We start from the raw sequence: 17,021 nt of genomic DNA, 5'->3' as shown, positions 1-17,021 counted from the left end.
TGAGTCTTGATTCAATTCAAAGGTGTGTAGCGATCAGTTGATTACAGAGGTTATGCACTTATGATACGAATTCAGGAGTGAATAATAATTCTATTTTTTATTTATTTTTTCTATTATTGACTGAACTTCTTCATCTGAAGCCAACTTAACAACTGACTTTTCAGACAGTTGCCGTATAATAAAAAACTGTCGTATAAATTGGCGACAATGATCACAAATAAATAAATGAATCTTCACGTTTATTTTCTGCCGCCAGCCAAGATCACCATCCTCCAGTGCACTGGCCAGCCTCTGAATATCACGACAAGTCAACATATACCTGTCTCCTGAAACCGCTCGATACCAGCATAAAGCCTGGTTCTGGCTCTATGAAGTAAAACACGCACATTAGCGGATGTTTCCCCCATACATTCAGCAATCTCATCTAAAGAAAACTGGCTAAAGTCTTTTAACCCAAAAACAATCCTCTGTTTTTCCGGTAACACAGTAATCTTGTGGTTAAGACAATCCATTAGCTCCTGTTTATTCAATAACGCTTCCGGCCCCTCTATATGCCATATAGAAGGGGGCTGTCGCCAATGACCATCTTCTTGAAACCGTTCTGCCATGAGATTCTCCTCGGGTGACTCTGAAAGAACTTCACGTTTTTGCTTGCGATAAAGACTTTTGGCTTCATTAGCTGTAATGGTCAACAACCAAGCCTTGAAACTGCCCCTGTCTTTCCACTCAGCTAGCTTCTGATGAACAGTCAGCCAAGCCTCTTGAACTATTTCATCTGCATTACTTTCTCCAACTATTGGCGCTGCTACAAATCGCATTAAATGATAATAATGACGAACTAAAACGCTGAATGCCTTGGCATCTCCGCCTTTTGCCTGTTGTATCAATAACGTTTCATCTTTCATATCGTTACAAACCTAAAAATATTTTTTTGACTGTAACAAAATCACAACTCAGTCGTTTATCTATTGAATCAGCAATAAAACGACAATGTGAGTGGATAATGGACGGCCACTCTAACAGAAAAACGACACTTATCTACAAGTAGCCGATAGATGGAATTTGTAACCAGAGAGTTACAAATTGATTCTGCGCTTGATATGGGAGTTCAGCGATGCATCCTAAACTCGATTATTTGAAACATTCATGGCAACCAATCGTTGACCAGATTGCTTCAGAAACCGGTCTTCACTCAATCCTTATTATGGAGTCTCTGCCCGGTACGATGAAAGTTGTATGCGCAAATCAGAATCAGGAGGTTTACAAAACTGGTGATGAAGGACCAAAGAGTGTTCAGCACGGCTGCCACGAGCTTTATTGTGAACGTGTCGTTAATACCGGAAAAGAACTCTTCGTCCCAAATGCTGCTGACTCAGAAGAGTGGCATGGGAATGAAGATCTGGCGAAGTTTGGGCTTGGCGTGTATCTGGGCTTGCCAGTCATAATTGACGGAAAGGTCTGCGGCACAGTTTGTGCGCTGCACAATACACCTTTTGATTTCCTGGCTGGCAATCAAAGCGCTCGCAGCTGGTTGCTCGCACTTCAATCCAAAGTGCACAGAGACGTTGAATCAACTAGGCTTGGATACTAGAACATATACTGCTGCCCCACCACAACTGCATGTAATCTGCGCCAGTTCCGGCTTAAAAAGACAGGCTAGAAAGTATGAAAATTCAATATGAGAAACTGCCAATAACCACATTATTGATCACTAGTTTATTACTGGTTCAAGCCGCAGTGGTAAAGGCTGAGGACATAATTCATACCGGTTTTTTTAGTGATCTAGCGGTCAGCGGTTATGACACCGTAGCTTATTTTACAGAAAATAAACCGGTCAAAGGCAGGCAGAAATTTTCAACTTATTATATGGGAGCAAAATGGCTTTTCAACAGTCAGAATCATCTGGATTTATTTATAGTCGATCCGGAAAAATACGCTCCCCAGTATGGTGGTTATTGCGCATGGGCCGTGTCCCAAGGCACAACTGCAAGCACGGATCCTGAGCAATGGCACATTGTTAGCGGAAAGTTGTACTTGAACTACGATCGATCAGTCCAAAAAAAATGGCTTGCCAATAAAGCAAGTTTCATACGACAGGCTGATAATAACTGGCCTTCTGTGCTTGATTAAACATTCAAGAACCAAAGATGTAAAAATCATGAAAAAAAACATTATTCATATATTCAGCTGGATCTGCGTGGTGTGGATAGCCAAAGTATTTCTTTTATCCCTTCCCTACAAGTTTTCTAATCATCCAGACACACAGCACATTTTTGACACCATTGGTCTATGGATGAAAAAAGTTCTGAGCGAAAATATCGGCAACTGGTTTATCAGCCATGGGGCTGTAACTGTAGGAACCACAGAGTTAATTGTCAGTCTGATATTACTAACTCCTGCACTCTTCTACATCGGCAACAAACTCTTCAATATTCGACTGCCTTTTAACACAAGCTTTTTCCATGCGTGTGGAGGCCTTGCTGCTTCGGCAGTAATGGCTGGGGCAGTATTTTTTCACCTATTCACGCCTTTAGGTATTGTTGTTCTACATGAAGGAAAAAGCGACGGTGGATCTTTATTTTATGCTGCTGCTTCCATTCTGGTGCTTGGCTTCATCATGAGTGTCAGTAACTTCTATCTTCTCTGGTCATCACAAAAAAATGACTGCCACGCAATCTAATGCCGGCTAAGTACCCGGCCATATGGAATCGAATATTTCTGGCTTGTTGATCAGGTTCTCTGCAAGGCGCAACGGCGGGAGCATAGCGAGCTATGTGACCAGAGTTGCAACGCAGTCAGAGGGTCTGATCAATGAGTCAGAAAATATGATTTCATATGGTTGGGTACTTAATAACCCAGAAAAGCCTCATTGTTGCTAGAACTAATGTGATTGCAGGCGCAGATACCCTTCGGTGAGTCAAGCAGGCTAAAAGGGCTGTGGCTCGCTGGTATATTAAACAGCTATTTTTAAACGGAAGGGGTAGATAATATGCTACCAAGAATCACTATTTTCATCGCGTATTTGTTGCACTGCCTGCGGCTCAAAGCAAAGCCATGGCACTTCTTCAAAATCAATGCCGCATATTTCAATGATGACAAAGGTCTCTTTTCTAAACAGGATATTAACCAGCTAATCCCTTCACGTTGGCGATTACATCAAGAACCAGACAATGGAGTAAGCAAACCAACCCGGTTTCCTGTGTTTGTGAAACCGGAATGGGGTCAGAATGCTACCGGCGTTTGTCGCGTGGATAACCAACATCAACTAGAGCAAATACGCCTTAACAAGAAGCATCAACCAATACCTTACCTGATTCAGGAAAGTGCAGCTGGGCATCGAGAGTTTGAGCTTTACCTCATTCGCTCTGATGAATCTGTTGACCAGTTTTTGACTCTGTCTATCACTGAGGTAATCAACACCAGTGGTGATGCGCTGCCAGTGAACAGCGCCTACAGCGCTCATACTTTTTATATTGATCTATCAAGCCAGTTTTCTTCAAAGCAATTGGATGAACTGTGGCAACACTTGAAAACCATCAGCCAGTTCAAAATGGCGAGATTTGGCATTCGGGCTGATAGTATTGAAAATCTGCTTGAGGGTAATTTCAAAATTTTCGAAATCAACCTCTTGTTGCCAATGCCTCTGGCACTGCTTTCAGAAAATATTGAGATACCGGGAAAGCTTGCATTAGCCTGTTTGTTTGCAAAGCACCTGGCCCAGGTCACTAAAACCCTACCCGAAAAGAAAAGCCAGAAGTCTATTTTTTTCCAGACCTTCTTTGGCAAAAAAGGCAACCTAACTCTTCAAAACGAAAACGTCGCCCTATGAAAATTTTAAAGAGAAAAATATACCAGTTCATCAGCAAGACATTCATGGCCGGCTGTTCAAACTATAATTCTGTGGAAGTCCGAAGGAGCTGTCGCTCAAAGGCACAGGCTCGAGCGGTATTCAGACAGTACGATTTTCCGCATGCTAAAGGTGAGATTTTTCTCAATCCCTTTAAGGCACACAAATTTGCCAAAACACATGGGTTTCCCTTGGTCATTAAGCCCAATATTGGAGGATTTTCAAGGGGGAGCTATTTTCCTATACAGAATTTCAGAGAGTTGTGGAAAGCGATCTTCCTTGCCAAAATCTGGTGGCCGACCACTGTTGTAGAACAATATCTGGAAGGTAAAAATTATCGGGCACTGGTAGCAAACGGTCAAGTTTCATCGATCATACAGAGATATGCCCCTTTTGTAAAAGGCAACGGCCTGGATGAAATCAGCACGCTCATCGATCAGGAAAACCAGACTCGAACAGAGATGGGCTTACTCGAATGTATGTACCCACTCCAGAAAGGCACACAAACTCAAACTTATCTCTCTAAGCATGGCTACACTTTGTACTCTATCCCTGAGCCCGGTGAAACAGTGAAATTATTTCACCGCATTGCCTTAGCCCCCGGAGGCGTGATACGGGCAATAAAACACGGAGCCATCCATGCGGATAATATCGAATTGTTCGAAAATGTGCTCGCCGCTTTGGACGCCCGCATTCTTGGAATTGATATCATCATGGAAAAAGGTGTGGAATACAGCTACAAGACTCAGAAATGCATTCTTCTTGAAGTAAATTCTCGACCGTTTGTTAAGATGCACGACTATCCTCGTTACGGTGAACGACATGATCTGTCTGATTGCTTTAGCGAACTTGATGCTCTCACTGTCTGCGGTTCAGATACTTACTAGATGTTGAAATCTATTCACTATTTTTACTGGTTTGCTGGTCTGCACGCTTTTCTTATGGGGCTAACGCCGTTTTTCCTGCCGGTATTGCTTTGGGAGCAAAGCCAAAGTATTTCACTCATTTCCACCTTGATTTCAGTGAGTGGTTTAGCCTACTTCTGTACTCTCTGGGTATGGGAGCGGATTCGAATCAGCGAGCGTCCACTGTGGATCATAAGATTTGCATTTATCATGCAGTCATTGCTGGTTCTTTATATCGCAGAGAACTACGCCAATTTAAGTGTACTGCCTTTGGGTATGCTAAATGGAATATATGGTTGTTTTTATTGGATGTCTCTGCGCCTGCTCTTCAAGAGTTTATCCAGAAATCATAATTCAGGCAGGCACTTTGGCAACTTTCAGATTCTTGTTGCCGTTTTATTGAAGGCTGGGATTATTGCTGGAGCCTATCTTCTCAGTAAACAAGGTATTCAACTTATCCTGTTGTCCAGTCTTGGCATCAGTTTAATCGGTTTACTCCAAACCAGACGATCCGTCCCGGCTGCTCAGATTTCAACAGCTCTTCAGGCTGAACCAGTAAATTTATTGAAACTGTTTAGCTTTCGTGATCATCTTTATTCTCGCCCTGTGTTTTTTCTCGATGGCCTTTTTCTGTTTCTCGAAAGTTATTTCTGGACGCTGTCACTATTCATTCTGAATCAACAAAACCTGATGAATCTTGGGTGGATGATCGTGACTCTGGGTGCAGTCATAGCCGTGGTCTTTTGGCTACTTAAACGTGTTATTGATCATATAGATGCAACGCTGGTGTTCAGGATTTCAACAATACTGTACACCCTTTCATGGCTTCTAAGAGCTAATCTGAGTCCTGAAGATAGCTTAACAATTCATTATCTTATGATCATAATAATCGCCTTTTTCACCAGTCTGTTCCGCTTGAGTTTTAACAAGTTGTTTTTTGATCAAGCCGACAGAACGGTGACATACCCATACCTTGTCGTAAAAAGCTATTTCTCTCAGCTCGGAGCTATGATTTTCTTTGGATTGATAGCCATCGCTTCCATGGGCAATACGGATTTTCAGTTTACTCTTGATGCAACTTACTGGCTCGCAGCCATATTGGCTCCCGTCTTTCTTCTATATGGTGGGCGAAAAGGCATATAAGTATTACTGGTTTATTCTTTGGCATAAGTCAGTTGCAGTAATTCAGACCCGATCTGACAACTTCCAGTTTTAAAAAGATGCCTGTCTGATAAAGCTAAGTACCCAACCATATGAAATCATATTTTCTGACTCATTGATCAGACCCTCTGACTGCGTTGCAAATCTGGTCACATAGCTCGCTATGCTCCCGCCGTTGCACCTTGCAGAGAACCTGATCAACAAGCCAGAAATATTCGATTCCATATGGCCGGGTACTTACGCTGGTGCACTTTTCCACCCAGATATTTTCAGAATTCAATTCCTATTTTCCTTGAATTCAGTTCTTTTTTTCAACAATCTTCGATACCTTCAGAGACTGGTAGCTGTATATTTCCATTTGCCCAAGGATAGGATCAATGAAGAATAAACACAGCGAAACAAATTCACCAGAAGTGAACCAAAGTCGACGTCATTTCCTAAAAACGTCATCAACCCTTACTTTTACCGCACTGGTTGCCACCTCTTTACCGATGTCTGCACTACTAACAGGATGTGATGCCACCTTTTACAGGGTTAACTTTATTAATTGGTCTGAAAACATTCAGGCTAAACAGATACTGGCAGCCAAAGTGACCAATGAAAGTGATGCCGTAACCATTGTGCAATGGGCTGCTGAAAACGGTTACAAAGTGAGACCACTTGGGGAAATGCATAACTGGTCACCCCTCATCATTACCAAGGGCACGACCAAAGACGACAATATATTATTAGTGGATACCTCACTGCTCAATACAGTAGAAATGGTATCAGCCCAGCCAGATTATGGCATTGTGCGAGCAGGCTCAGGCACATTGGCAGAAGACTTATATCGCTTTTTATCCGACAACCGCTCACCTGGTGGCGCCAGCCAGGGTTATGCGTTTCAGAATACGCCTGCTCCTGGTGATATTACCATTGCTGGAATTCTGGCCATTAACGGTCATGGAACTGGTGTTCAATATGATAACGCCACCGAAGACCCCAACTTTCATGGCAGCTTGAGTAATACCGTCTTATCCCTTAGAGCTGTCGTGTATAATCGTGGAACCGGAAAATATGAAGCGAAAACCTTTCACAGAGACGAGGAGGATACCGACGTATTCCTCACACATATGGGGCGTCTGCTCATTACTGAAGTAACGCTTCAGGCCGTACCTAATTTCAATCTACGTTGCCGCAGTTACACCAACGTCAGTTGGAAAGAGTTATTTCATGAAGATGCCAACAACAGTTCACAGACGGCTGCGAGTATTCTTGACCGCTATGGGCGGATGGAAACCATCTGGTTTCCTTTCACAGAATATCCGTGGCTGAAAATCTGGGAAAACAGCCCAACAAAACCACCGGAATCAAAAGCGACAAAAGGCCCCTATAATTACGCCTTTGCTGATCAAATACCGGTCATTGGCAGCCGCCTGATCAAATCGATTGTTAACAGCAGCCCGCACCTGGTGCCCAGTTTCGGCAAGTTCCAATACTGCTTAGTTGACCTTGCTTTGGATGGAAAACTGACCAGTGTAGAGCTGAAAAAGTCCATGTCTGATAATGATGCAGACAGCTCTGAGCTCGACTTATCCACTACACCTGCCAGCGTAATTCGTTTGAATGATCTTTGGGGACCAGCGTGGCACACGTTGCTTTATGTGAAAAAATCCACTTTGCGCGTTACAGCCAATGGCTACGCCATTCACCTCCCAAGGGCTGATGTGCAGAAAATGATTCACGACTTTGTGCAAAAATATCAGTCATTAGCAGAAGAATATGCTCAACGTGGGCTCTACCCAATGGCCGGCCCGATGGAAATCCGTGTCACTGGTTTGGAAGAAACGGGTAGCCTGAGAACCCGTAACGGACAGCCACCTAAACCACCCGCCATTTCAGCATTAACAAAATCCAGTACCAGCGATGCCAAGGTTGATACGGCGGTCTGGCTGGATTTGCTTACTCTGCCTGGCGCTCCAGCAGCCAATACCCTATATCGGGAAATTGAACGGTGGCTATACGACAGATACCCAGCAGCAGAAATGCGCTCCGAGTGGTCAAAAGGCTGGGGTTATACCGATGACAGAGGACCATGGACTGACAATGATGTTTTGCGTTCTAAAATCCCAGAGGCTTTTGCTCAAACACCCCGAAGCTTTGCCAGCACTGTCCGTGTTATGCAGGAGTATGACCCGTTGAACCTGTATTCTAATGCCATGCTGGATGAGCTTTTGCAATAACACAAAGACTTTTCCGTGATAGCAAAGCGCTTCACCATCAACCTTCCGGATAAAGCCCGGAAGGATGATGGTGACAGCTATCTTGTATTATTGCTCACACCAAACAGAGCGTTGAGTCTAATCTGTATTTTTACGAAACAACTTAAATAAATTAGACTTTTGTCGTTTTTTTTATGTATTACAATCCAGCATATATCGTCAGAAAAGCTAAGCTTTCTAGTCTATATATTACTCAGTCATCGCAGTTTAATTATGATTTGTTTTTAAGTTATCCAATGATGGTCTTTTGAAGGGAAGGCTATTGGTTCCTGTATTTATATGCCTCGTCAGTAAAATCTGTGGGCAATTTCTGGTTCAGGTAGCTTGCCAAGTGCATGGTATAACGCAATTTCAGCGCATCTGTAGGTTCTGAAGCCGTAAGGTTTTCTCGTAGTGAGTTTGATCTTGGTATTCAGACCCTCAACTATACCGCTTGAGTACGCCTTTTTAGCCCTGAACCAATTCAGGATAAGTGGCCTGTGTCGTCGAACTGTTTTGGCAACCTTCTTCATTATGGCAACGTGGACTGAACCGTTTGGTGGCTATGGTCCTTTTGAAGATACCCACTTCCCCCAGGATTGGACTATTTTTTATTGGGCTTGGTGGTTGGTCTTTGCGCCCAGTATGGGGCTTTTTGTTGCCCGGATATCCAGAGGGCGAATCATCAAACAAATGGTGGCTGGTGCAATTTTCTGTGGCTCTTTTGGTTGTGCTCTCTATTTTATCGTGATGGGAAATTTCGGCCTCTCGCTGCAACTCAGTGGCCAGCTGGATGTGGTGGGTATTCTGAATGAATCAGGGCACACGAAGGCCATTTTCAGTGTTCTTGAACAGTTGCATTTTAGCTACGTGTTTATATGCTTGTTTACCCTCCTGTGCATTATCTTTACTGCAACAACGTTTGATTCAATCTCTTTTATTCTGGCATCCGTGGTGCAGACTAATGTCACTGATGACCCTATGCGCTGGAATCGGCTTTTCTGGGTGTTTACCTTATCCCTAATGCCTTCAGTGTTGATGTTTGTGGGTGGCCTGACAACACTGCAGACTGCCGCCATTGTTGGAGGCATCCCCTTGCTGATAATAGCGATTATGCTGATGATTGCTGCCGTTAAAGCGACGCATCTGGATATAGCTACTCAGGTAGGTTACGAAGATTCAACCATTCATATTGAGGATCTTCCGGATGTTGATCCATGGAGCCTGGAAGGGGCTGCCCTGGCACGATTTGAAGCGTTACGGGATCAGGCAACGAAAGCTGCCATAAAAGAACGCAAGGCTTTAAACAACCTGGTATTGTGCAAGAAAGAAGTTCGTATGGAAGCCATGGCGCGCAGAATGTCCGGCGCAGATTTGGGTGATGAGCCCCAGTACCTGTTGAACAGAGAAGCGATGCTGACTCAAAAGGTGGTCATTGCAAAAGAGCAGAAATTCACCCCGTCTGAACTGGCACAACGGGCTCGTATCGAGTTCGATGAGTTGATGCGCCATAAAGAAAGCCTGACTTAGCCCAGGCATTTCATAAATGCTGCCAAGCCAGAACAAAACGTAATTAATGTAGCACTATGAGCCTACCAAAAAACCATTGATAGCGAAGTGTATTGATCGATGGGCAAGTAAGACAAAAAATTAAGGCGCTTGAATTTCACGTTCACCAATGGCGGTAGAAAATTCGGTAATCTCTTTAAAGATCAGGTACTTTTTTTTCTTTGATGATGTCCGGGTCTTTCTGGGGGATTCGGAAAAACACGAAACAACATTTTGATCAGGGTCAAGGGCTGTTTTTGTGGCGGCAGGGATGTACCAATATTGAAATTGTTTGCGCTTGGCGTAATAAATCACAGCAAGACCTCCAGAGAACTCTGCACAAAGCTTGTGCTTCGTACAGTTAGTCCTCTGAATTTATATAAAGTTCAATTTATTTCTTTCTGGCTACCCGGATCTGGTCGTAAGCACCTTGAATTTCTTGGGTTTTTTCTTTGGCTACTTCCATCATTTCTTCCGGCAGGCCTTTGGCAACCAGCTTGTCCGGGTGATGTTCGCTCATCAGTTTTCGATAGGCTCGCTTTACTTCGCTATCTGAAGCGCTTTCGGAAACGCCAAGCACGTCATAGGCCTGTTTCAGGCTCATTCCGGAAGGGTGCTGTGCGCTGCCAGACTGATAGCTTCTCTGCTGGTAATATTCCCGTTGAGCAATAAAACGGCGGTGTATCTGGTCAAAGGCGAAGCTTCCCACGCCGAGAATCGCACAAACCTGTCTGAACACAGCCTGTTCAGAAGGGCTGAGGCTGCCATCGGCGTAGGCCGCGGCTAACTGGATTTCCAAAAACATGGGGATCAGTGTGTTTGCACCCGCCACCTGCCGGAAGTCTTGCAGCGCGCCTTCGATATCAGAAGAGGGTTTCTTGCCCTCATTAAACAACTCAATGGCCATTTGCCGCTGAGATTCCGAGAGCCGCATATTGTTCATAATGGCTTGAGCAGCTTCTATTTCGTATTCACTGACTCGCCCATCGGCTTTGGCGATTCGCCCCATCACTAAAAAGGTGGCGCGGAAAAAAGCCGTTTGCGCTTTCTGGCGGTAAGCTGCGGATGCGCCAAATCTGGATGGGCCGCCCTGTCCACCCAGTATATTTTTGCTGATCCAGGAGCCAACGAATGCGCCCAGAATGGCACCAAAGGGGCCGCCGGTCATAAAACCGATCAGTGCTCCGATGAGTATTACGGTCATGAAGTCCTGCTCTAACTGGGGTGGTTTCAGCTTCGGCGTTGTTGAAGGTAATCTTCCAGTGCTTTAAGGCGCACAATCGACCCAACATCAGCCCAGAAACCATCATGGTATTGTCCACTGACCTTTCCCTGTTTCATGGCTTCAATCAGCAATGGTGCCAGGGCAAGGGTTTCACCAGCACGGTAGCCAGCGAATAATCGGGGAGACAGTACACTAACGCCGCTGAATGTGAAAGCCTTGGCGTCTGGGGTGTCTGCTTTATGGGACACTTGTCCATCCTTTAGGCAGAAATCGCCATCCGGGTGGAAGTCAGGGTTTGCGACCAGAACCAGATGTGCAAGCATGCCTTCGGGCAGGGTAAGGCTGTTCACTTCAATATCGGTGTAGATATCACCGTTGAGCACCAGGAAAGGGGTGCTGTCATCCGAGTTTTCAGTTAGCAAAGGGAGCGCATTCAGTATGCCGCCTGCCGTTTCAAGCGGTTCCTGTTCCGCAGAATAAGCAATGTTGACGCCCCATTGAGAACCATCTCCGAGGGCTTCTTCCACTTTCTCCCCAAGCCAGCTGTGATTGATGATCAGATCATTCAAGCCCGCTTTGGCCAAACGTTGGATGTGATAAGTGATCAGAGGTTGACCCGCCACCTGCACCAGTGGTTTGGGAATGGTCAGGGTAATTGGTCTTAAACGCTTGCCATAACCGGCGGCAAGAATCATTGCTTTCATATGTCGACACCTTCAGAAAGTCGGCCCAGCTGCTCTTGTAAAATGGGCTTAACATTATTTTCCAGCCAGATTCCATGGCGCTGCAGTTGTGGGTACTTTCGGCAGCAGTCCAGAACATAGTCCAGTGTTCCGGGAAGGTTATTAAGATAGTCGGGTTTTTTGTCTCTGAGGCAAAGTCGTGAAAAAATTCCCAGGCATTTGAAGTGGCGTTGCAAGCCGGTAAGGTCAAACCAGGTAATGATCCGGTGTTCGTCAACACTCGAAAGCTCAGGATGCTTTTTCACAAAGCCTTTCAACCACTGATGTGTTTTTTCTTCAGGCCAACAGACGTAGCAATCTTTAAGAAGAGATGCTGCGTCGTATAAAAGGGGGCCGTTTAATGCGCCTTGAAAATCGATAACGCCGATGGTGTTTTCCGGTGTCAGCATCAGGTTGCGGGAATGGTAATCTCGGTGAACAGTGCCTTGAGGTTGGCTGGTAAATACTGACGTCAGTTCATCAAACAGGGAAGATAGTTGTTCTTTCAGTTCAGCATTTTGAGTGTCCAGCCCGAGCAGTTCGCCCAGAAACCATTGTGGATAAAGAGACAGCTCAAAGCGAATCAGTGTTTCGTCGTAAGGCGGAAGTATATCAACTGGCTGTTGTTGAATGGTCAGCAAAATATCAAGCAGTTGAGGGTAAAGCTGATCTTCGGCACCACTGTGAAGCAATGATTGCAGTGGCTGATCACCCAAATCTTCCTGAAGCATAAAACCATGGTCGTAATCAACGGCATAGACTTCCGGCACATTGATTCCACCTTTTTTCCAGCAGCGATCAATCTTCACGAATGCTTGAGTGTCTTCCGTTTCTGGCGGAGCATCTACGACAACGATGGTTTGTTGAGGTGTTTGCAGCCGGTAGTATTTTCGGAAACCGGCGTCACTGCCAATGGGTTGAAGTGGTAGGTTTGCACCGTCGAGGGGAACCGTGGCAGCGTCGAAAAAGACAGTCGTCTTTTTGTCAGTCAGAAAGGGGTTTTCGTTACTGGTTAAAACCGAGGTAACCCAGTGGGCTAGTTGGTCCCGGCGCAACGATTCTGGATGAGTTTGCTGGGAGCTCGATATCTTGGTAACCAACGCTTGGCATCCTGTAAAGCGCGATGAATAAGAACTTCAAGGTTATCACAGGGAATACGTAATAGAACTGCATTTCCTGCGCAAATGCATATAGAATGTTCCGATTATGACTGTTTTCCCGGGATTAGCTAGCTCATGGATATGCATTATTTACCGTTTACTCCCAAGACGCTTACGCTCGCAGTTGCAGCCAGTATGCTGGCTTCGGGTGCCGGTGCAATGGAATCGGGAGCAAGTGACTGGCGTTGTCAAACCTTAGCCAATGGTCAATGGCTCTGTGCACCCGGAGATGGCAGTGCACCGTTGAAATCCATGAGCGGTTATAAAACAAAAGCCGTGGTTGCTGCGCGAGCTCCGGCAGAAAGTCAGCAGGTTGCGGTAGAAGTCGTCCCTGCAGTTTCTGGTCAGGGGTATGCATTAAAAGCACTGTTAGATTGGCAGCCTATCAGCCAATTGTCGTCTGAGCAGAAGGCAAAGGAACCGTTCTACAGTTGTGGCGCGTATATTGAGCCTGAGCGCCCTGGTAAGAATTTTTCCGGTGATAATAATCAGCAACCCATGTTGGTTGAGTCGGATGAATCCAGTTATGGCCAGAATGATATAGCCAACTTTAAAGGCAACGTTGTCGTACGTCAGGGCAGTCGACAGTTTGAAAGTGAAACCGCTTCGCTGGATCGAAACACCAGTTACGGGCAGTTTGAAGGCAATGTTCGCTTTCGGGATAAAGGCGTGTTGCTGGTTGGTGAAAAAGGTGACCTGAATACAGAAACCGGTCGAGCCTCCCTAGAAGACACCGCCTATGTTCTGCACAGTCAGGGTTCCCGTGGTAACGCTACGCACTTGCTGCGTAATGAAGACGATACCATGGAACTGACCGACGCCACGTACACAACCTGCCCTCCAGGCGACAATGGTTGGTTGTTATCCGGTAGCAAAGTTAAGCTCGATATGGAAGAAGGCCAAGGTGTTGCCAAACATGCAGTGCTGAGAATTCAGCGTTTGCCGGTACTGTATACACCATGGATTTCTTTCCCTATTGATGACCGTCGTAAAACCGGTTTTCTATACCCAACTTTCTCTCAGGGCAGCGATAACGGGTTTGATTTTTCCATTCCCTATTACATCAACATGGCGCCAAATTTCGATGCCACGGTCACGCCTCGTTATATGACCAAACGTGGCACCATGCTGGAAAATGAATTCCGCTATTTGCTGGAAGGTGAAACCCTTGGCCGCAATGAGGGCGAGCTTGGTGTGGCTGGCTTACTGAATAAAGATGAGCTGAAAGACGACAACCCTTATTACGATAAACAACGCTGGTTACTTAACTACCGTCACCTGGCGAACTTTACGCCGAGATGGCAGGCCGAGATTGATTATGCCAAAGCCAGCGATAAAAACTATCTGGATGATTTCAGTACAGACCTTAACTTGTCTGCCAATGCACCGTTAAACCAGCGCATCGGAACCCGTTATCTGGGCGGTAATATTGACCACAGCTGGCAGCTGAGTGTGGATGCTCACCAATATCAGAACATGAGTCGTACGTCAGATGACCCTTATAACAAACTGCCACAGGTTAAGTTGGATGGTAGTTGGTTTGCGGGTGATAATTTCAATCTGAGTTATGTGGCGGATTACACCAAGTTTACTCGGGATAAAGACTGGGATTATATGCGGGAGGTTGTCAGCAATGACTCTGATCACGAATATAAAGAAAGTGTTTATGGTCAGGGCTATGGTATTGATCGAGCCAATGGTGAACGTCTTTACCTTGAAACGGGTTTTAGTCTGCCGTTTGAACGCTCTTATGGGTTTCTTCGTCCGTCACTTAAGGTTCAGCATGTTCAGTATCGGCTAAGTAATCTGATTAAGACCGACGTTGAAGATGACTTGTCGAAAGCCTACGCAGGATTTGATAAAACGGATGACTACAGTGAGTCTCCAAAGACAACAGTACCTGTCTTGAGCTTGGATGGAGGGCTGTATTTTGATCGTATGACGACCATCGGCAGCACTTCGTTCACTCATACGCTGGAGCCCAGAATAAAATATCTTTACTCCCCTTATGAGAAGGGGCAGGAAATGAATCCTGTGTTCGATACAGCTCTAATGGGTTTCAATTACAGTTCTCTATGGAGGGATACACGCTTTTCTGGATACGACAGACTAGGGGATGCTAATCAGCTGTCGCTTGGTATTGCAACCCGCTTTATTGAAGATGACGGGTTTGAGCGCTTTAAGTTTGGTCTCGGGCAGATTCTTTATTTTGAAGACAGGCAGTTATGGATTAACCCATTGGCTGGAAATCGTACTAATAATCCAAGTGATAAAGATGACTGGGATACTAACCTAAATGACGAAGGAAAGCGTCTCTGGGAAGAAATGCATGAATCTACATCTTCTCTTGCTACAGAGATGGTTTATAACATCACAAGAAAAATGAGTCTGCGTCAGGATTTAATGTGGGATACCAACAACAATAGAATGGATAACTATGGTCTGTATTATCAATACAAACCAAGCAATAGAGCCGTCTTAAATGCGGGATATCGTTATTTGAGTCAATCTGATCGTTATGTAAAAAACTCAGAAGATCGATTGATTCCTGATGCGGCAGACCCTACAGGCTACCAAACAACAGACAACAACCTGAGCATCACAGACCTGTCTTTCGCCATGCCAATCTCCAACAAATGGTCGGCCATGGGACGCTGGCAACATGATTTGACCAACAGCAGGAACCTTGAGTTACTGTCCGGAGTCGAATATAACAGTTGCTGTTATCAGGTGCGCCTGTTCTGGAGACAATGGATCGATGATGATAACAATATCGATCATCCGGATTACAAAAAAGGTATTATGCTGCAGTTTGTCCTGAGAGGGCTTGGTGATCTTAGCGGCAGTGGCACCAAAGAATTGCTTCAAGGTATTAAAGGTTATGGGGACGAGAAGTAAATGATGAAGGGATTGAAACGTATTGCTCTGGCATCCCTGTGCGTACTGTCTATGGGAAGTACGGCTATTTCTGCGCAGGCTGATTCCGTTGAACTTGATCGCGTTGAGCTTGATCGAATAGTTGCCAAAGTCGATCAGGACGTGATCATGAAAAGTGAGCTGGATGCCCGGATGGACGCTGTCCGCCGGCAGCTGGCTGCCAAAAATATTACCCTGCCACCAGAAGATGTGCTGCAAAAGCAGGTGTTGGAACAACTGGTTCTGGAAAATATCCAGATTCAAATGGGCAAACGGGGCGGTATTCATATTGATGACTGGTCTCTGAATGATGCGATTGCCCGAATTGCAGAAAGAAATCAGCTGACACTGCAAGAGTTTAAGGAGAATCTTGAGCGTGATGGTGTGCCATTCAGTCAGGCTCGCGAAGAAATTCGCAAAGAGATGATTCTGAACCGTGTGCGCCAGCGTCAGATTGCCCAGCGGGTGCAAATCAGTGAGCAGGAAATTGATAACTTCCTGAACTCACCGGAAGGCCTTTCCCAAACCCAAACGGAATACCGTTTGGGGCACATCCTGATTGCGACACCGGATAACCCATCCCCGGAGCAGGTTCAGGCAGCTGAGAAGCAAGCCAGCGAATTGGCCAAACTGCTGCAGAATGGCGGTGATTTTCAGGCACTGGCTATCGCCAACTCTCAAGGGCAGAACGCTCTGGAGGGTGGTGATCTAGGTTGGAAAAAAGCCAATCAACTGCCAACCCTGTTTGCCGAACAGGCTCTGAAACTGGACAGTGGTGAGACATCCGCACCCGTTCGTAGCCCCGCTGGTTTCCATATCTTCAAGCTGATGGATACCCGAGGTCAGGAAGTAATTGTTCAAGATCAGATTCATGTTCGACATATTCTGATCAAGCCCAATGAGATTCGCAGCAATCTGGAAGCTCAGAAGCTGATCGAGAAAATCTACGATCGGGTAAACGCCGGTGAAGATTTTGGCGCGTTGGCCAAGGTGTATTCGGATGATACGGCGTCGGCTCTGAACGGTGGCGATATGGATTGGGTTGATCCAAATACATTGGTGCCAGAATTTAAAACCGTGATGAATCTGATTCCGCAAAATCAGGTCAGTGAACCGTTCCGCACCACCTACGGTTGGCACATTCTGGAAGTAATGGGTAAGCGTAAATCGGATATCAGTAATCAGGTTCGTCGTAACCAGGTGAGAGAGCTTCTGGGTAACCGCAAGTTCGAAGAAGAGTTACAGGTTTGGTTACGTGAAATTCGTGATCAGGCGTATGTGGAATCCCAGCTCTGAT

The 17,021-nt window shown here is 45.5% G+C and carries 16 protein-coding genes and 1 pseudogene; 10 read left to right on the top strand and 7 right to left on the bottom strand.

The annotated features are described in order from the left end of the window. Positions 1-90 precede the first annotated feature (90 nt). Together Q1B11_RS18800 and Q1B11_RS18795 are read right to left on the bottom strand one after the other, a co-directional pair. A complete protein-coding gene (locus Q1B11_RS18800) occupies positions 91-315 on the bottom strand; it encodes a zf-HC2 domain-containing protein (RefSeq protein WP_299735281.1) in 225 nt (74 codons plus the stop codon). Then, positions 309-905, bottom strand: a complete 597-nt coding sequence (locus Q1B11_RS18795) for an RNA polymerase sigma factor (protein WP_299735279.1) — start codon at positions 903-905, stop codon at positions 309-311. Before Q1B11_RS18795 ends, Q1B11_RS18800 begins: the two co-directional genes overlap by 7 nt. A 209-nt stretch (positions 906-1,114) precedes the next feature. Between Q1B11_RS18795 and Q1B11_RS18790 the strand changes: the two genes are divergently transcribed. From Q1B11_RS18790 to Q1B11_RS18760, 7 genes are all read left to right on the top strand, one after another. Next, positions 1,115-1,591: a GAF domain-containing protein gene (locus Q1B11_RS18790; RefSeq protein ID WP_299735277.1), complete on the top strand. Its 477-nt coding sequence runs from the start codon at positions 1,115-1,117 to the stop codon at positions 1,589-1,591. Positions 1,592-1,665: 74 nt separating this feature from the next. Continuing rightward, positions 1,666-2,130 carry a YHS domain-containing (seleno)protein gene (locus Q1B11_RS18785; protein WP_299735275.1) on the top strand — a complete coding sequence of 155 codons (465 nt, stop codon included), beginning with the start codon at positions 1,666-1,668 and terminating at the stop codon, positions 2,128-2,130. A 28-nt stretch (positions 2,131-2,158) separates the two neighbouring features. Next, positions 2,159-2,680, top strand: coding sequence for a hypothetical protein (locus Q1B11_RS18780; RefSeq protein ID WP_299735273.1), 522 nt, complete (start codon positions 2,159-2,161; stop codon positions 2,678-2,680). Between the two features lie 309 nt (positions 2,681-2,989). Continuing rightward, positions 2,990-3,829: a hypothetical protein gene (locus tag Q1B11_RS18775; RefSeq protein WP_299735271.1), complete on the top strand. Its 840-nt coding sequence runs from the start codon at positions 2,990-2,992 to the stop codon at positions 3,827-3,829. After that, entirely contained in the window at positions 3,826-4,734 is a 909-nt protein-coding gene (locus Q1B11_RS18770; protein WP_299735269.1) for a cyanophycin synthetase, read from the top strand. The genes Q1B11_RS18775 and Q1B11_RS18770 overlap by 4 nt, the downstream gene beginning before the upstream one ends. Further along, positions 4,735-5,895, top strand: a complete 1,161-nt coding sequence (locus Q1B11_RS18765) for an MFS transporter (RefSeq protein WP_299735267.1) — start codon at positions 4,735-4,737, stop codon at positions 5,893-5,895. 395 nt (positions 5,896-6,290) lie between these two features. After that, on the top strand, positions 6,291-8,135 hold the full coding sequence (locus tag Q1B11_RS18760) for a cholesterol oxidase substrate-binding domain-containing protein (protein ID WP_299735265.1): 1,845 nt from the start codon (positions 6,291-6,293) through the stop codon (positions 8,133-8,135). 326 nt (positions 8,136-8,461) lie between these two features. Here Q1B11_RS18760 and Q1B11_RS18755 read toward each other — a convergent pair. Continuing rightward, positions 8,462-8,686, bottom strand: a pseudogene (locus Q1B11_RS18755) (transposase); the annotation flags it as partial. Position 8,687: 1 nt separating this feature from the next. Here Q1B11_RS18755 and Q1B11_RS18750 point away from each other — a divergent pair. Further along, positions 8,688-9,683: a BCCT family transporter gene (locus Q1B11_RS18750; RefSeq protein WP_299735262.1), complete on the top strand. Its 996-nt coding sequence runs from the start codon at positions 8,688-8,690 to the stop codon at positions 9,681-9,683. Between the two features lie 120 nt (positions 9,684-9,803). Here Q1B11_RS18750 and Q1B11_RS18745 read toward each other — a convergent pair whose 3' ends face one another. From Q1B11_RS18745 to Q1B11_RS18730, 4 genes are all read right to left on the bottom strand, one after another. Beyond that, on the bottom strand, positions 9,804-10,016 hold the full coding sequence (locus Q1B11_RS18745; RefSeq protein WP_299735261.1) for a hypothetical protein: 213 nt from the start codon (positions 10,014-10,016) through the stop codon (positions 9,804-9,806). A 76-nt stretch (positions 10,017-10,092) separates the two neighbouring features. Beyond that, positions 10,093-10,905 (bottom strand): co-chaperone DjlA, encoded by an 813-nt coding sequence (djlA, locus tag Q1B11_RS18740; protein WP_299735259.1) that lies wholly within the window; start codon positions 10,903-10,905, stop codon positions 10,093-10,095. A gap of 26 nt (positions 10,906-10,931) precedes the next feature. Continuing rightward, positions 10,932-11,630 carry an N-acetylmuramate alpha-1-phosphate uridylyltransferase MurU gene (murU, locus tag Q1B11_RS18735; protein ID WP_299735258.1) on the bottom strand — a complete coding sequence of 233 codons (699 nt, stop codon included), beginning with the start codon at positions 11,628-11,630 and terminating at the stop codon, positions 10,932-10,934. Next, on the bottom strand, positions 11,627-12,748 hold the full coding sequence (locus Q1B11_RS18730; protein WP_299735256.1) for a phosphotransferase: 1,122 nt from the start codon (positions 12,746-12,748) through the stop codon (positions 11,627-11,629). The genes murU and Q1B11_RS18730 overlap by 4 nt, the downstream gene beginning before the upstream one ends. Before the next feature lie 135 nt (positions 12,749-12,883). Between Q1B11_RS18730 and lptD the strand changes: the two genes are divergently transcribed. Together lptD and Q1B11_RS18720 are read left to right on the top strand one after the other, a co-directional pair. Then, positions 12,884-15,706, top strand: a complete 2,823-nt coding sequence (lptD, locus tag Q1B11_RS18725) for an LPS assembly protein LptD (RefSeq protein ID WP_299735254.1) — start codon at positions 12,884-12,886, stop codon at positions 15,704-15,706. Further along, positions 15,707-17,020 carry a peptidylprolyl isomerase gene (locus tag Q1B11_RS18720; protein WP_299735252.1) on the top strand — a complete coding sequence of 438 codons (1,314 nt, stop codon included), beginning with the start codon at positions 15,707-15,709 and terminating at the stop codon, positions 17,018-17,020. It begins immediately after the preceding gene. Position 17,021: the final 1 nt, after the last annotated feature.

Source organism: uncultured Endozoicomonas sp., from assembly GCF_947495845.1.
In the GTDB taxonomy this organism is placed as follows: domain Bacteria; phylum Pseudomonadota; class Gammaproteobacteria; order Pseudomonadales; family Endozoicomonadaceae; genus Endozoicomonas.
This window is presented reverse-complemented; position numbering and strand designations above follow the sequence as displayed.

What these genes read in the sequence shown, in the direction of transcription:
- Q1B11_RS18760 (WP_299735265.1), top strand. Translation starts at nt 6,291, where the DNA reads ATGAAGAATAAACACAGCGAAACAAATTCACCAGAAGTGAACCAAAGT.
- lptD (WP_299735254.1), top strand. Translation starts at nt 12,884, where the DNA reads ATGGATATGCATTATTTACCGTTTACTCCCAAGACGCTTACGCTCGCA.
- Q1B11_RS18795 (WP_299735279.1), bottom strand. Translation starts at nt 905, where the DNA reads ATGAAAGATGAAACGTTATTGATACAACAGGCAAAAGGCGGAGATGCC.
- Q1B11_RS18780 (WP_299735273.1), top strand. Translation starts at nt 2,159, where the DNA reads ATGAAAAAAAACATTATTCATATATTCAGCTGGATCTGCGTGGTGTGG.
- murU (WP_299735258.1), bottom strand. Translation starts at nt 11,630, where the DNA reads ATGAAAGCAATGATTCTTGCCGCCGGTTATGGCAAGCGTTTAAGACCA.
- Q1B11_RS18720 (WP_299735252.1), top strand. Translation starts at nt 15,707, where the DNA reads ATGATGAAGGGATTGAAACGTATTGCTCTGGCATCCCTGTGCGTACTG.
- Q1B11_RS18775 (WP_299735271.1), top strand. Translation starts at nt 2,990, where the DNA reads ATGCTACCAAGAATCACTATTTTCATCGCGTATTTGTTGCACTGCCTG.
- Q1B11_RS18750 (WP_299735262.1), top strand. Translation starts at nt 8,688, where the DNA reads ATGGCAACGTGGACTGAACCGTTTGGTGGCTATGGTCCTTTTGAAGAT.
- djlA (WP_299735259.1), bottom strand. Translation starts at nt 10,905, where the DNA reads ATGACCGTAATACTCATCGGAGCACTGATCGGTTTTATGACCGGCGGC.
- Q1B11_RS18785 (WP_299735275.1), top strand. Translation starts at nt 1,666, where the DNA reads ATGAAAATTCAATATGAGAAACTGCCAATAACCACATTATTGATCACT.
- Q1B11_RS18790 (WP_299735277.1), top strand. Translation starts at nt 1,115, where the DNA reads ATGCATCCTAAACTCGATTATTTGAAACATTCATGGCAACCAATCGTT.
- Q1B11_RS18800 (WP_299735281.1), bottom strand. Translation starts at nt 315, where the DNA reads ATGTTGACTTGTCGTGATATTCAGAGGCTGGCCAGTGCACTGGAGGAT.
- Q1B11_RS18765 (WP_299735267.1), top strand. Translation starts at nt 4,735, where the DNA reads ATGTTGAAATCTATTCACTATTTTTACTGGTTTGCTGGTCTGCACGCT.
- Q1B11_RS18770 (WP_299735269.1), top strand. Translation starts at nt 3,826, where the DNA reads ATGAAAATTTTAAAGAGAAAAATATACCAGTTCATCAGCAAGACATTC.